Origin of the sequence: Streptomyces bambusae, assembly GCF_020532645.1 — a bacterium.
Classification (GTDB): Bacteria; Actinomycetota; Actinomycetes; order Streptomycetales; family Streptomycetaceae; genus Streptomyces; species Streptomyces bambusae.
In genome coordinates, this window is record NZ_JAJAUZ010000056.1 from 1 (window position 1) to 12504 (window position 12504).

Consider the following 12504-nt stretch of genomic DNA (forward strand, 5'->3'; position numbering starts at 1 on the left):
GCCCGCAGCGACCTCGCAGCGCAGGCGCAGGCCCGCCAGGTAGCCCAGGTGGGGGACCGCGGATCGCGGCAGGAGGTGTTCCGCTTCGGCGATCCGGAGCAGGGCGGCGGCGTTCTCGCCCGCGTCGTGCAGGGTCTCCGCCAGATCGGTGAGGGCGCGGGCCCGGTTGTACGCCTCGCCCTGCGCGGCGAAGAACTCCGCCGCGGCCGTGAGCAGGCCGCGCGACTCCTCGTACCGTCCGGTGCCGCGCAGTGCCCGGCCGCGGTGGCGCCGGGTGAGCGCGAAGGCGCGCGGCAGGTCGGCGGCGCCCTCCTCGCCGGGCGCGATCCGGCCGTAGACGGCCTCGGCTGCGAGGAACCGCTCGTGGGCCGTCTCATACCGCCAGCGGTAGAGGTGCTGGAGGCCCTGGAGTTCCAGGCAGGAGGCCTCGCCGCGCAGGTGCCCGGCCTCGCGTTCGGCCCGTACGGCGGCGTCCGCGGCCCGGTCCGCTTCCTCCCAGCGGCCGAGTTCGCCCAGGCAGTGGGCGAGCTGGAAGTGCAGTCCGCCGGCGGTACGGGAGCCCGGCAGGTGCTCGTCGGCGGCGCGGGCTGCGGTGCGGAGCGCCGGCAGCAGGGTGTCCCAGTGGCCTGCCTTGAGCTGGAGCGGCCACAGGGCCCGGGCCAGGCGCAGCGCGGTGCCGGTGTGCCCGTACTCCACGGCGAGGAGCACGGCGCGGACCAGGTTGCCGGCCTCGTCCGCCAGCGCTGCGATGCCCTCCGCTTCGCCGCCGTACGGCTCTCCCTGCGCGGGCGCCCGCTCGGTCCGCCAGCTCTGCGGCAGCGCGGCACGGGCGGCGTGCAGGGCGCGTTCCAGCAGGGCGTCCAGGGTGCGGGCGACGGCGGCGGAGCACTCCGGTACGCCGTGTTCCGGCCCGGCGGTGTCGGCCAGGTAGCGGCGCACCTCCGGCCGGAACCGGTAGCGCTCGTCGGGCAGCGGCTCCAGCAGCCGGGCGGCGGCCGCCTCGGCCAGGAGGGGTGCCGCCTCGGCCGTGGTGAGGCCGGCGGCATCCGCTGCCAGGCGGTCGGTGACGGACGGCCAGCCGCCCAGAGCGGTCAGCCGGCACAGCCGGGCGGTCTCCGGCCGGACCCGCAGGCAGCCGGCCTGTGCCGTGCCGCGCACCGGGTCACCGCCGGCGGCCGGCCGGGGCGCCGGGGGGTCCTCGTCCCGCAGCCGGAGCGCCGCCGACCGGAGGGCGAAGGCGTTTCCGGCGCACCCGGCCAGTACGGCGGACCGCTGCGGCCTGGCCCGCGCGGTGTGGTCCGGACCGGCGACCTGCCCCACGAGCTTCCACGCGTCCCGGTCGCCGAGCGGCGGTACGGGGACGAGTTCCGCTTCGAGGTCGACGGCCGAGCCGGACACGACGGCCAGCAGGAGGACGCCGGGGGTGGCGGGGACCAGGCCGCGGACCTGGGCCACCGCGGTGACGTGGTCGATCACCACCAGCGCCCGACGGCCCGCGGTGAGCCGGCGGTACAGCTCCTCCCGGCCCGCCTCGGTGGGCGGAACCCGGTCGGGGGCGACGCCCATCGCGCGGAGCAGGCGCATCAGGACGGCCGCCGGGCCCGGGTCCGCGGGGCCGTCGCGGAGGTCCACGGCGAACTGCCCGTCGGGGAACAGGTCGTGGCAGGTGGCACCGAAGTGCCGGGCGGTCTCGGTGGTGCCGATGCCGGGCGGGCCGTACAGCAGCGCGACCCGCGGCCGGCCGTCGTACGTGCGGGTGGCTTCCCGCCGCAGCTGCTGCAGGACGTCCTTGCGGTCGGTGAAGTGGCGGGTGGCGGGCGGCAGTCCGGCGCCGGGTGCCGGCCGCATGCCGTCGTAGGGGTGGCTGCGCAGGAGCACCGCGCACTCCGCGGCCAGCCTGGGGTCGTCCGCAAGCCGGGCGTGCAGCTGCCCCGCCACCGCCTCCCAGCCGTCCGGTCCGGCGGGCAGCGGCACCTCCCGGCCGGTGGCCCGGCGCACGAGCGAACCCGTCGAGAGCAGCAGCTGTTTGCCCATCTCGCCGGCCGCCCCGTTCCCCACCGCGGTGAGAAAACCGGTCAGCGCTCCGAGTGCCACGATCTCCAGCATGCCGGTCCCCCCGGGTCCCAGATCCGCCCCTGGCCGGACTGTATCCCCGCGCCACGGGCCCCCGGAAACATTTCGGACAACGCACGGACCGGCGCCCCCGGCCGTGCGGGGGGCGCCGGTCCGCGGGCGGCCGCGGGCCGGCCGCCCCCGCCGGTCAGGCGTCGTTCATCGGGGGCATGTCGCCGACGGTGGTGGTCAGGTCGATGACCGAGAAGTTGGCGCCCTGGGGGTCCGTGAGGGCGGCGAAGCGGCCGAAGGGGCTGTCCATCGGGCCGAACTGGAGGGTGGCGCCGCGGTCCGTGGCGCGCTTCACCGCGCCGTCGCAGTCGTCGACCGCGAAGTAGATGCAGATGTACGGCGGAACCTCGGCCGGGAAGTCGGCGTCCATCACCATCCGGCCCAGCACCATGTGCTCCGGGCTGCCGCCGACGTGGAACACCTTGTAGTCCATGTTGGGGTCGTCCATGGTCTGCGCGCCGTACGGGAAGACGGCGGACAGGAACGCGTCCGCGGTGGGCGCGTCGCGGGTGAACAGCTCGGCCCAGGCGAACGCGCCCGGCTCGGCCATCTTCTCGAAGCCCTTGTGGTCGCCCGGCTGCCAGACGCCGAAGACGGCCCCGCTCGGCTCCTTGCCGAGCAGCATCGAGCCGAAGGTGCCGACCTGCATCGGCTCCATCAGCAGTTCGCCGCCCGCCGCCTTGACCTTCTCCGCCGTCGCCGCGATGTCCGGCGAGGCGAAGTACAGACACCAGGCCGACTGGCCCTCGGCGCCCGGCATGGGGGGCACGACCGCGGCGACGGCCTTGCCGTCCGCGTACGCCTGCGTGTAGTTGCCGTACTCACTGGAGCTCTCGCCGAACGTCCAGCCCAGCACGTCGCCGTAGAAGGCCTTGGCGCCCTCCACGTCGGCGAACATGGCGTCCACCCAGCACGGTGTGCCTTCCGGGAATTCCGAGATGTCCATGAACCCGCCTCGCTCCTTCTGGCTGCGTTTGTTCCGGTTCGTGCATGTTCACCCCGGTTCGGCCGGGATTCCGGGCTTCACACGCTAGCCATCCGGAGCGCCGCCCGCGCGGGGAAGCGGGATCCTCCGGAACATGGAGACATGGCAGACACGGACATCGAGATCCACCTGGCCCAGCAGCCCGAGGCCGACGCGCTGCTGGGCCGCAGCCCGCTGGCCGCCCTCACCGGGATGCTGCTCGACCAGCAGGTCCCGATGGAGTGGGCGTTCTCGGGCCCGTACACGATCGCCACCCGGATGGGTGCGGACGACCTGGACGCGCACGCCATCGCCGCGTACGACCCGGAGGCCTTCGCCGCCCTGCTCTCCGAGAAGCCGGCCGTGCACCGCTATCCGGGTTCCATGGCCAAGCGGATCCAGCAGCTGTGCCAGTTCCTCGTCGAGCACTACGACGGGGACGCGAGCGCGGTGTGGACGGACGTGACCACCGGCGCCGAGCTGCTGAAACGCCTCCGCGAGCTGCCCGGCTTCGGCGAACAGAAGGCGCAGATCTTCCTCGCCCTGCTGGGCAAGCAGTACGGGGTCCGGCCGCGCGGATGGCGCACCGCGGCCGCGGCGTACGGCGAGACCGGCTCCTTCCGCTCGGCCGCCGACATCACCGGCCCCGAATCCCTCGCGAAGGTACGGGCCCACAAGCAGGAGGCGAAACGGGCCGCGAAGGAGGCCAAGGAAGCCAAGGCGGCCCGGTGACCCCCGCGGCCGCCTCCGATGCGCGTTCCGGCGACCGGTTTTGGGAGACTCGACCAATATGAAGACCGAACTCACCGACACGACGTCCAGCAAGGTCAACGCGGCGCTGCTCAAGGCCCGCCGCGCCATCGGCAGCCCCACCATGGGCATGGTCCTCACCCTGGTCGTGGTGACGGACGAGGAGAACGCCTACGACGCCGTCAGAGCCGCCTCCGAGGCCTCGCGTGAGCACCCGTGCCGGATCATCGCCGTCATCAAGCGGCAGGGCCGGGCCCACCGCCGCCTCACCCCGACCCGCCTCGACGCCGAGCTGCGGGTCGGTACGGACGCCGGCACCGGTGAGATCATCCTGCTGCGCCTGCACGGCGACCTGACCGGGCACGCCGGCCCCGTGGTCCTGCCGCTGCTGCTGCCGGACGCACCGGTCGTGGCCTGGTGGCCCGCCGACGCCCCGCAGAACCTGGGCCGCGACGAGCTGGGCCGGCTCGCCCAGCGCCGCATCACCGACGCCTACGCCTCCCTGGGCCCGCTGGACGAGCTGGACGCCCGGGCGGCCTCGTACACGGCCGGCGACACCGACCTGGCCTGGACCCGGCTGACCCCGTGGCGCTCGCTGCTCGCGGCCGCCCTGGACCAGAAGCCGGCGGTGGCCGTCACCGGCGCCGCCGTGGAGAGCGAGGCGGAGAACCCGAGCGCCGAGCTGCTCGCGGGCTGGCTGGAGGACCGGCTGGGCGTGCCGGTGGACCGGGTGGTCACGGACGGCCCGGTCATCACCCGGGTGCGGCTGCAGACCGACCGGGGCGAGATAACGGTCGACCGGCCCTCGGGCGCCCTGGCCACCCTCGGCGTGCCCGGCCAGCCGGACCGCCGGGTCGCCCTGAAGATCCGCTCCACCGCGGAGCTGATCTCGGAGGAGCTGCGCCGGCTGGACTCCGACGAGACCTACGCGTCGGCCCTCCGGCGCGCGCGGCACGCCGGCGCGGCGTCGAAGTAACGGCCACCGGGGTCGCGGGTGCCCAGCGGCGGCACCCGCGACCCGGCACCGGCACCGGCACCGGCACCCGGCCCGCAGGTCACCGCCGCCGGGTCACCACCCCCGGTCACCGCCGACGGCGCGCCGTCCCGAAGATCGACCGGGAGATCTCCCGGCCCAGCTGCGTGCCCAGCGAGCGGGCCAGCGACTTGAAGATGCCGCTGCCCACCACCTGCCCGACCAGCGACTCGTCCTTCGCAGCGGGCGCCCGGCCCGGGGCCGCCGGCGCCGCCTTCGCCTGCTTCTCGGCCTCCGCCGCCGCGGCCGCCGCCTCGGCCGCCTGCTCCGCCGCCGCCTGCTCGGCGCTGATCTTCTCGTACGCCGACTCCCGGTCGACGGGCTCCGCGTACCGCCCGTACAGCAGCGACGAGGCCACCGCCCGCTCCAGTACGGCCGGCTCGACCGGGCCCATCAGGGACTGCGGCGCCCGCAGCCTGGTCGCGGCCACCGGGGTCGGCGCGCCCTGCTCGCTCAGGACCGTCACCACGGCCTCGCCGGTGCCCAGCTGCGTGAGCAGCTCCTCCAGGTCGTAGTCCGAGTTCGGGAAGGTCCGCACGGTCGCCTTCAGCGCCTTCGCGTCGTCCGGGGTGAAGGCCCGCAGCGCGTGCTGGACCCGGTTGCCGAGCTGGGCGAGCACGTCCTGCGGCACGTCCTTCGGGGTCTGCGTCACGAAGAAGATGCCGACGCCCTTCGAGCGGATCAGCCGGACGGTCTGCGTGACCGACTCCAGGAACGCCTTCGAGGCCCCGTTGAACAGCAGGTGCGCCTCGTCGAAGAAGAAGACGAGTTTCGGCTTCTCCAGGTCGCCGACTTCCGGCAGGTCGTTGTAGAGGTCCGCGAGCATCCACATGAGGAACGTCGAGAACAGCTGCGGCCGGTCCTGCACCGCGGGCAGTTCCAGTACGGACACCGTGCCGCGGCCGTCGGCGGCGGTCCGCAGGAATTCGCTCGTGTCGAATTCCGGCTCGCCGAAGAATTCGGCCGCGCCCTGCTGCTCGAATGCGGTGAGCGCCCGCAGGATCACCCCGGCGGTGACGGTCGACAGCCCGCCGATGCCCTTCAGCTCGGCCTTCCCCCGGTCGGACACCAGGAAGGCGACGACGGCCCGCAGGTCCTTCAGGTCGTACAGCTCCAGGCCCTTGGCGTCCGCGTAGTGGAAGATCAGCCCGAGCGACTGCTCCTGGGTCTGGTTCAGCCGGAGCACCTTCGACATCAGCACCGGGCCGAAGCTGGTGACCGTGGCCCGTACCGGAATGCCCGGCCCGATCCCGCCCAGCGAGTAGAACTCGCTCGGGCAGCCGGCGGGCTGCCAGTCCTGGCCGACGTCGCGGGCCCGCTCCGCGACCCGGTCGCCGGGCACGCCGGGCGCCGAGATGCCCGAGACGTCGCCCTTGATGTCCGCGAGGAAGACCGGGACCCCGTGCGCGGACAGCTGCTCGGCGATCAGCTGGAGCGTCTTGGTCTTGCCGGTGCCGGTGGCGCCCGCGACCAGACCGTGCCGGTTGAGCATCGGCAGCGGGATGCGCACCTGCCGGTCCGGCAGGCACGCCCCCTCCCACAGCAGCGCACCAAGGTCGAGCGCGGGCCCGTCGAAGGCGTACCCCGCAGCGATCTCGTCGGCGCCGGCGAGCTCGGTGGCGCGGTCGGCCGACGGGCTTGATCCACTCATATGTCACTCCCGGATTGGCGCTCTTTGTCACCTTTGCACCCGCGCAGCAAGGCTGCGCCCGCAGCCACCGGCCCGGTAGGCTTTCCGTGTGATCTTCAAGCGCATCGGAAACGGGCGGCCCTACCCCGACCACGGACGGGAAAGCGTCCGGCAGTGGGCGGACGTCGCTCCGCGCCCGGTCCGGCTCGACCAGCTCGTGACCACCAAGGGACAGCTGGACCTCGAAACGCTGCTCGCGGAGGACTCGACCTTCTACGGCGACCTCTTCGCGCACGTCGTGAAGTGGCAGGGCGACCTCTACCTGGAGGACGGCCTGCACCGCGCCGTGCGCGCCGCACTCCAGCAGCGCCAGGTCCTGCACGCCCGCGTGCTCGAACTGGGCTGAGCCGCCGCCCCGCCGGGCCCGGCGCCCGCACCGGGTGCGGCCGGGGGCCCGGCCGCCGCATGCCGCCGGAAATGACGCGGGTTGCGCCTTTCGGGTCGGGCCTGGGCTATTCATAGATCATTTAGTAGGCATCGTCACCGGGCCGCACTACGCTGCGCCCATGAGCATGCTCACTCCCCCAGGCATGCGCGGAAAGTACCGCGTCACGGGAACCGCCTATCCCCGCATGCGCCGCCCCCGCCGCCGCCGGATCGTGCTCGCGGTGCTCGGTTCGGTCCTCGCGCTCGGTCTCCTCGGATACGGGACCCTGCAGCTCATCGACGTGTTCCGGGGCGACGCCGGCAAGCGCACGGCCGCCGGGTCCAAGGCCGGATGCACCCCGGCCGCCAAGGGCCGCCCCGCCGCCGCGAAACCCCCGGTCAAGGTCCTCCCCGAGCCGGGTCAGATCACCGTCAACGTCTACAACGCGACCCCGCGCAGCGGCCTCGCCAAATCCGTCGGCGACGAGCTCAAGAAGCGCGGCTTCCGGGTCGGCAAGGTCGGCAACGCCCCCGCCGACTTCGACAAGAAGGTCGCCGGCACCGGGATACTGCTCGGCTCCCCGAAGACCGACCGCGCGCTGTACTCCGTACTCGGCACCCAGCTGCCCGGCGCCGCGCAGCAGACCGACGCCCGCGAGACCGCCGACGTCGACCTGATCCTCGGGACCGCCTTCAAGCAGCTCAGCACGAAGGAGGACGCGGACCGGGCCCTGGCCGCCATGGCCAGGCCCGCACCCGCGCCCTCCCCGAAGTGCTGAGCGTCTCCCGGAGGAAACCCGCTACTCGGCGGCCCCGTACATCCGGTCACCGGCGTCGCCGAGGCCCGGCACGATGTAGCCGTGCTCGTTGAGGCGCTCGTCCACAGACGCCGTCACGACGGTCACCGGCTGCCCGGCCAGGTCGCGCTCCATGACCTCGATGCCCTCGGGGGCGGCCAGCAGGACCACCGCCGTGACGTCGTCGGCACCGCGCTTGATCAGCTCCTGGATCGCCACGACCAGCGTGCCGCCGGTGGCGAGCATCGGGTCGACGACGTACACCTGGCGGCCGGAGAGGTCCTCGGGCATCCGGGTGGCGTACGTGGAGGCCTCCAGGGTCTCCTCGTTGCGCACCATGCCCATGAACCCGACCTCGGCGGTCGGCAGCAGCCGGACCATGCCGTCGAGCATGCCCAGACCGGCCCGCAGGATCGGGACGATCAGCGGCCGCGGGGTGGAGAGCTTCACGCCCGTGGTGGGGGCGACCGGCGTCTCGATGTCCGCCTGCTCGGTGCGCACGTCCCGGGTGGCCTCGTACGCGAGCAGGGTCACCAGCTCGTCGGCGAGGCGCCGGAAGGTCGGGGAATCGGTGCGCTTGTCGCGCAGGGTGGTCAGTTTGTGCGCCACCAGCGGGTGGTCGACGACGTGGATCCGCATGGACCCAACAGTAACCGGGGAAGACGGGCCGGATCGCCCCCGGCACTGGCATCAACGGGCCTGTCCGGGGGAAGGTGGGGGCGGGGGGTCTCCCTCGCGAAGCGGAGGAGGACGACGGAACCAGCCTGGGGTGGTGACGCCGATGCCCGACGGAAGCACAGCGAACAGACCGCACACGGAAGCCGCGGAACAGCCCGCGCGGGAGGAGCCGGAGACCGCGGCGCAGCGCAGACAGCGGCGCGCCCAGTTCCTCCGCGACCTCAACGAGGCGCGCGAGCTGCGCGACCGCGTCCAGCCGCGGCGGGCCCGCGCCGCCCGGATGCGGCAGCAGATGCGCATGCGCACCTTCCGCTGGTGACCGGGCTCGGTCCGGGCAGCGCCGCGCCGGGCGCCGCCACGGGCCGAAACGGACCCTCCGGACCCGGCAGAACCGGCCCGACGTGCACTTGCGGCGCGACGCAAGCGCGGAAGACCTCTCGCAAAGCCCTTGTTTCTGCCACGATGCCGATGGGGCGGGGCACGGACGGGCACGCAGGCCGTTCCTCCTCCCCCAACCTCCGGCCGGGGGGACCCCCAACCGGCACGCCTATGACCAGTGGGAGAGTCACGGTGTACTTCGCCGCACTGCTCGCGCGCACCGAAGACGGGTGGGAAGCGAGCGACACGGATCTCGACAACGTCGAGACGCTGTCCGATCTGACTGAACTGGCCCGCGAATCCTCGGCCGACGAAGAGGAGACGGTCCTCGTCTTCATCGAGCAGGAGGACTCCTGGTTCGCCATCGTCCGCGTCGACGGCGAGGACGACCCCCGGATCTTCGTGTCGGACGCCGCCGCGGCCGCCCGCAGCTCGTACGGGGAGATCCTGCTCACCGACGAACTGCTCGGCCGTGAACCGGGCTCCGTCGACGACGAACTGGAGGAGCTGGTGGACCTCGACGGCACGGAGGACGGCGAACCCGAGCCGCCCGCCGGGGCCGAGGGCTACGAGGACGACCTCGACGAGGAGTCCGGCCCGGCCGCCGAGGCGGTGCCCCCGGGTCCGATCGGGGACCTGCACATCCTGGCCGACCTGGGCCTGTCCCAGCGCGAGCTGCTGAGCCTGAGCACCGACGCGCTCGGCGAGATCGCCGAGGCCCTGGGCGCCTCCGAAGTCCTGGAGACCGTCCGCTAGTGAACACCCCGCACCACCCGGCGCGGCCGGCGGAGGACACCCCCCCTGCCGGCCGCGCACCGGCGTCCGGGCCCGCACCCGACCCCGATCCCGTACCCGACCCCGTACGCGATCCCGTACGCGATCCTGTGCGCGATCCCTGGCGGCCGGCCATGCGGCAGGCCATGGACGAGGCCGCGCGGGCGGCTCTGGACGGCGACGTGCCGGTCGGCGCCGTGCTGCTCGCCCCGGACGGCAGCGTGCTCGCCACCGGCCGCAACGAGCGCGAACTGACCGGGGACCCGACCGCCCACGCCGAGGTCCTCGCGCTGCGCCGGGGCGCCGCCCGGCTCGGGGAGTGGCGGCTGACCGGGTGCACCCTCGTGGTGACCCTGGAGCCGTGCGTGATGTGCGCCGGCGCGCTCGTCCAGTCCCGCGTCGACCGGGTCGTCTACGGGGCCGTCGACGAGAAGGCGGGCGCCGCGGGCTCGCTCTGGGACCTCGTACGGGACCGGCGCCTCAACCACCGGCCCGAAGTGATCGCCGGGGTGCTCGGGGACGCGTGCGCGGAGCAGCTGAGCGCTTTCTTCCGCGATCTGTGAGACATCCGAAGAAACCCGGTGCCGCATGCTGCGCCGCAGGTCAGGGCCTTACGAGTACAGCCGGCGAGGCTCGTCGGCAGCGCCTGCGGGGCCCCTTCGGGAGGGTCCGGGCGGGCCTGATTTGCAAAGCACTGGGCCCCTTGGGCTAGGATCTCTCCCGGTAGTGTGTCCGAGTGGCCGAAGGAGCTCGCCTCGAAAGCGAGTATGGGGCAACCCATCGGGGGTTCAAATCCCTCCACTACCGCTCTTGACGAAGGCCCCGGTTCGTACGAACCGGGGCCTTCGTGCACGCCCGCCGTGACCGCCCGGGGGCTCGGCCGTTGTCACGGCATGACCAAGACCCAGCGCATCCTCGCGGCCGTCGCCCTCGCCGGCGCCGCCGCCGGCCTCGCCGCCCCCGCCGCCGCGGCGGCCCCGCTGCCGGTGGAGGAGATCCTCCCGGCCGCCGCCCCCGACATGCCGGCGGCCGCCCGGCCCCAGCTCCAGCAGCTCGGCCAGGGCCTGAACGAGCTCAACCAGCTCAACCAGCTGATGTCGCTCCCGGACCAGCTGGACCCGGTGATCGCCCCCGCCGCGCCCGTCCTGGGGCTGCTCGGCGCCTTCGAGTAGGGCGCCCGGGACATGCAGAAGGCCCCGACGGGGGATCGGGGCCTTCTGACGCGGGACGGGGGAAGCGGCATCGGGGGGACAAGCCGCTTCCCCCGGTGTGGACGGACCTGCCAGTCCGGGCCGCAGTCAGGGGGGAAGCCTGCGACTCGGACCCCGCAGTGAGGCCCAGTCCCCGCCCTCCGGTTTCCTGCCAGAACCGGTGGGCTCATGAACAATCCTGCGCCTCGCGCACCCGCGAAAGGAGCGGCAAAGGGCCCGGACCGGCAGGTCATTGGTCCATAAAGACCGGGTGAGCGCCACAACCCGACCGGATAGACTCGCGCGACTCGCGTGAGCCGGCAGGGGAGGCCGAAAACCGATCATGGACACCAAGAAATTCGCCACGGGCGCCCTCGTGGTCTTCGTGCTGTACACGATCATCACCCAGCCGGCCAAGTCCGCCGATTTCGTCCAGATAGGTTTCCAGGGCATCTCCGACGCCGCCCAGGGCATTGGCGAGTTCATGACCGAACTGGTGCGCTGAACCCGTACGCTGACGCGGTTTCCGGTCTTCCGGCCCCCCATCCGACGGGTGGGGGGCCTTCTGTGTTCACAGCCCCCAACTGCCCCAACTTGCCCCCAACACGGCGATATACGGTGCTTGCACACAGTGCACATGTGTTGTGATGCTATGACCGCTTTTGACGGATAGTTGATCGACTGTGAAGGGGTGGCGTGACCGTGCCGGCCAGTGCAACGCCTCAGGTGCCGCCCCAGCAGGACGAGCCCCCCGGCCACGTCGCGAGTCCGGTCGCGCGCCACGTCGCGAGTTCCCTCGCCCGCCCCGTCGTGAGCCCGGTCGCCGGCCCGCTCGCGAGTCCCGTCGCCGGCCAGGTCGTGAGTCCCTCCACCAGCCAGGACGCCGACCGGGTCGCGAGCCGGGCCGCCGGGCTCCCGGCCCGCCAGCAGAGCACCAGGGGCGCCGACACCCGGGCCCTGACCCAGGTCCTCTTCGCAGAGCTGAAGGGCCTGGAGCCGGGCACCAGCGAGCACCGGCGGGTCCGCAGCGCCCTGATCGAGGCCAACCTCCCGCTCGTCCGGTACGCGGCCGCCCGCTTCCGCAGCCGCAACGAGCCGATGGAGGACGTGGTCCAGGTCGGCACGATCGGGCTGATCAACGCGATCGACCGGTTCGACCCCGACCGCGGCGTGCAGTTCCCGACCTTCGCGATGCCCACCGTGGTCGGCGAGATCAAGCGCTACTTCCGCGACAACGTCCGCACCGTCCACGTACCGCGCCGGCTGCACGAGCTGTGGGTCCAGGTCAACGCGGCCACCGAGGACCTCACCACGGCCCACGGACGCACCCCCACCACCCCGGAGATCGCCGAGCGGCTGCGCATCTCCGAGGACGAGGTGCTGTCCTGCATCGAGGCCGGACGCTCGTACCACGCCACCTCGCTGGAGGCGGCCCAGGAGGGCGACGGGCTGCCCGGACTGCTCGACCGGCTCGGGTACGAGGACCCCGAGCTGGCCGGGGTCGAACACCGCGACCTCGTCCGGCACCTGCTCGTCCAGCTCCCCGAGCGGGAGCAGCGGATCCTGCTGCTGCGCTACTACAACAACCTGACGCAGTCACAGATCAGCGCGGAACTCGGGGTCTCCCAGATGCACGTCTCGCGCTTGCTCGCGCGGAGCTTCGCCCGGCTCAGATCCGCAAACCGGATCGAGGCGTAGCTGAATCGGGTGGTGATCACTCCGCCCGTTTCCCGACAGATCCGACCTATTACGCCCTGTCG

Annotated in this window: 14 protein-coding genes and 1 tRNA gene; 11 read left to right on the forward strand and 4 right to left on the reverse strand. The window is 73.1% G+C overall.

Going from position 1 to position 12504, the window contains the following annotated elements:
- Together LG634_RS29205 and LG634_RS29210 are read right to left on the reverse strand one after the other, a co-directional pair.
- Positions 1-2106 (reverse strand): ATP-binding protein (locus tag LG634_RS29205; protein ID WP_226738055.1); only part of this gene is annotated, 2106 nt, incomplete at its 3' end.
- A gap of 154 nt (positions 2107-2260) precedes the next feature.
- A complete protein-coding gene (locus tag LG634_RS29210; RefSeq protein ID WP_226738127.1) occupies positions 2261-3064 on the reverse strand; it encodes a VOC family protein in 804 nt (267 codons plus the stop codon).
- Between the two features lie 147 nt (positions 3065-3211).
- On the opposite strand from LG634_RS29210, the gene LG634_RS29215 reads away from it, so the two are divergent.
- Together LG634_RS29215 and opcA are read left to right on the forward strand one after the other, a co-directional pair.
- On the forward strand, positions 3212-3820 hold the full coding sequence (locus tag LG634_RS29215) for an HhH-GPD-type base excision DNA repair protein (RefSeq protein WP_226738056.1): 609 nt from the start codon (positions 3212-3214) through the stop codon (positions 3818-3820).
- A gap of 58 nt (positions 3821-3878) precedes the next feature.
- Positions 3879-4814, forward strand: coding sequence for a glucose-6-phosphate dehydrogenase assembly protein OpcA (gene opcA / locus LG634_RS29220; RefSeq protein WP_226738058.1), 936 nt, complete (start codon positions 3879-3881; stop codon positions 4812-4814).
- Positions 4815-4920: 106 nt separating this feature from the next.
- Here the strand turns inward: opcA and LG634_RS29225 are convergent, their stop codons facing one another.
- Positions 4921-6522 (reverse strand): helicase HerA-like domain-containing protein, encoded by a 1602-nt coding sequence (locus LG634_RS29225; RefSeq protein ID WP_226738060.1) that lies wholly within the window; start codon positions 6520-6522, stop codon positions 4921-4923.
- An 88-nt stretch (positions 6523-6610) separates the two neighbouring features.
- On the opposite strand from LG634_RS29225, the gene LG634_RS29230 reads away from it, so the two are divergent.
- Both LG634_RS29230 and LG634_RS29235 read left to right on the forward strand, forming a co-directional pair.
- The gene (locus tag LG634_RS29230; RefSeq protein WP_226738062.1) at positions 6611-6907 is read left to right on the forward strand and encodes a type II toxin-antitoxin system VapB family antitoxin; all 297 of its coding nucleotides are present in this window, start codon (positions 6611-6613) and stop codon (positions 6905-6907) included.
- 160 nt (positions 6908-7067) lie between these two features.
- Positions 7068-7706, forward strand: coding sequence for a LytR C-terminal domain-containing protein (locus tag LG634_RS29235; protein ID WP_226738064.1), 639 nt, complete (start codon positions 7068-7070; stop codon positions 7704-7706).
- 21 nt (positions 7707-7727) lie between these two features.
- Here the strand turns inward: LG634_RS29235 and upp are convergent, their stop codons facing one another.
- Positions 7728-8363, reverse strand: a complete 636-nt coding sequence (upp, locus tag LG634_RS29240; protein WP_226738066.1) for a uracil phosphoribosyltransferase — start codon at positions 8361-8363, stop codon at positions 7728-7730.
- A gap of 142 nt (positions 8364-8505) precedes the next feature.
- On the opposite strand from upp, the gene LG634_RS29245 reads away from it, so the two are divergent.
- The 7 genes from LG634_RS29245 to LG634_RS29275 all read left to right on the forward strand — a co-directional run bounded on the left by LG634_RS29245 (position 8506) and on the right by LG634_RS29275 (position 12442).
- Positions 8506-8721, forward strand: coding sequence for a hypothetical protein (locus LG634_RS29245; protein ID WP_226738068.1), 216 nt, complete (start codon positions 8506-8508; stop codon positions 8719-8721).
- Positions 8722-8972: 251 nt separating this feature from the next.
- On the forward strand, positions 8973-9536 hold the full coding sequence (locus LG634_RS29250) for a tRNA adenosine deaminase-associated protein (RefSeq protein ID WP_226738129.1): 564 nt from the start codon (positions 8973-8975) through the stop codon (positions 9534-9536).
- A 152-nt stretch (positions 9537-9688) separates the two neighbouring features.
- Positions 9689-10117, forward strand: coding sequence for a tRNA adenosine(34) deaminase TadA (tadA, locus tag LG634_RS29255; RefSeq protein ID WP_226738131.1), 429 nt, complete (start codon positions 9689-9691; stop codon positions 10115-10117).
- Between the two features lie 159 nt (positions 10118-10276).
- A tRNA-Ser gene (locus LG634_RS29260) sits at positions 10277-10361 on the forward strand.
- Between the two features lie 86 nt (positions 10362-10447).
- On the forward strand, positions 10448-10726 hold the full coding sequence (locus LG634_RS29265) for a hypothetical protein (protein WP_226738070.1): 279 nt from the start codon (positions 10448-10450) through the stop codon (positions 10724-10726).
- A gap of 361 nt (positions 10727-11087) precedes the next feature.
- Positions 11088-11249, forward strand: coding sequence for a hypothetical protein (locus tag LG634_RS29270; protein WP_226738072.1), 162 nt, complete (start codon positions 11088-11090; stop codon positions 11247-11249).
- A gap of 353 nt (positions 11250-11602) precedes the next feature.
- Positions 11603-12442: an RNA polymerase sigma factor SigF gene (locus tag LG634_RS29275; protein WP_226738133.1), complete on the forward strand. Its 840-nt coding sequence runs from the start codon at positions 11603-11605 to the stop codon at positions 12440-12442.
- Positions 12443-12504 lie beyond the last annotated feature (62 nt).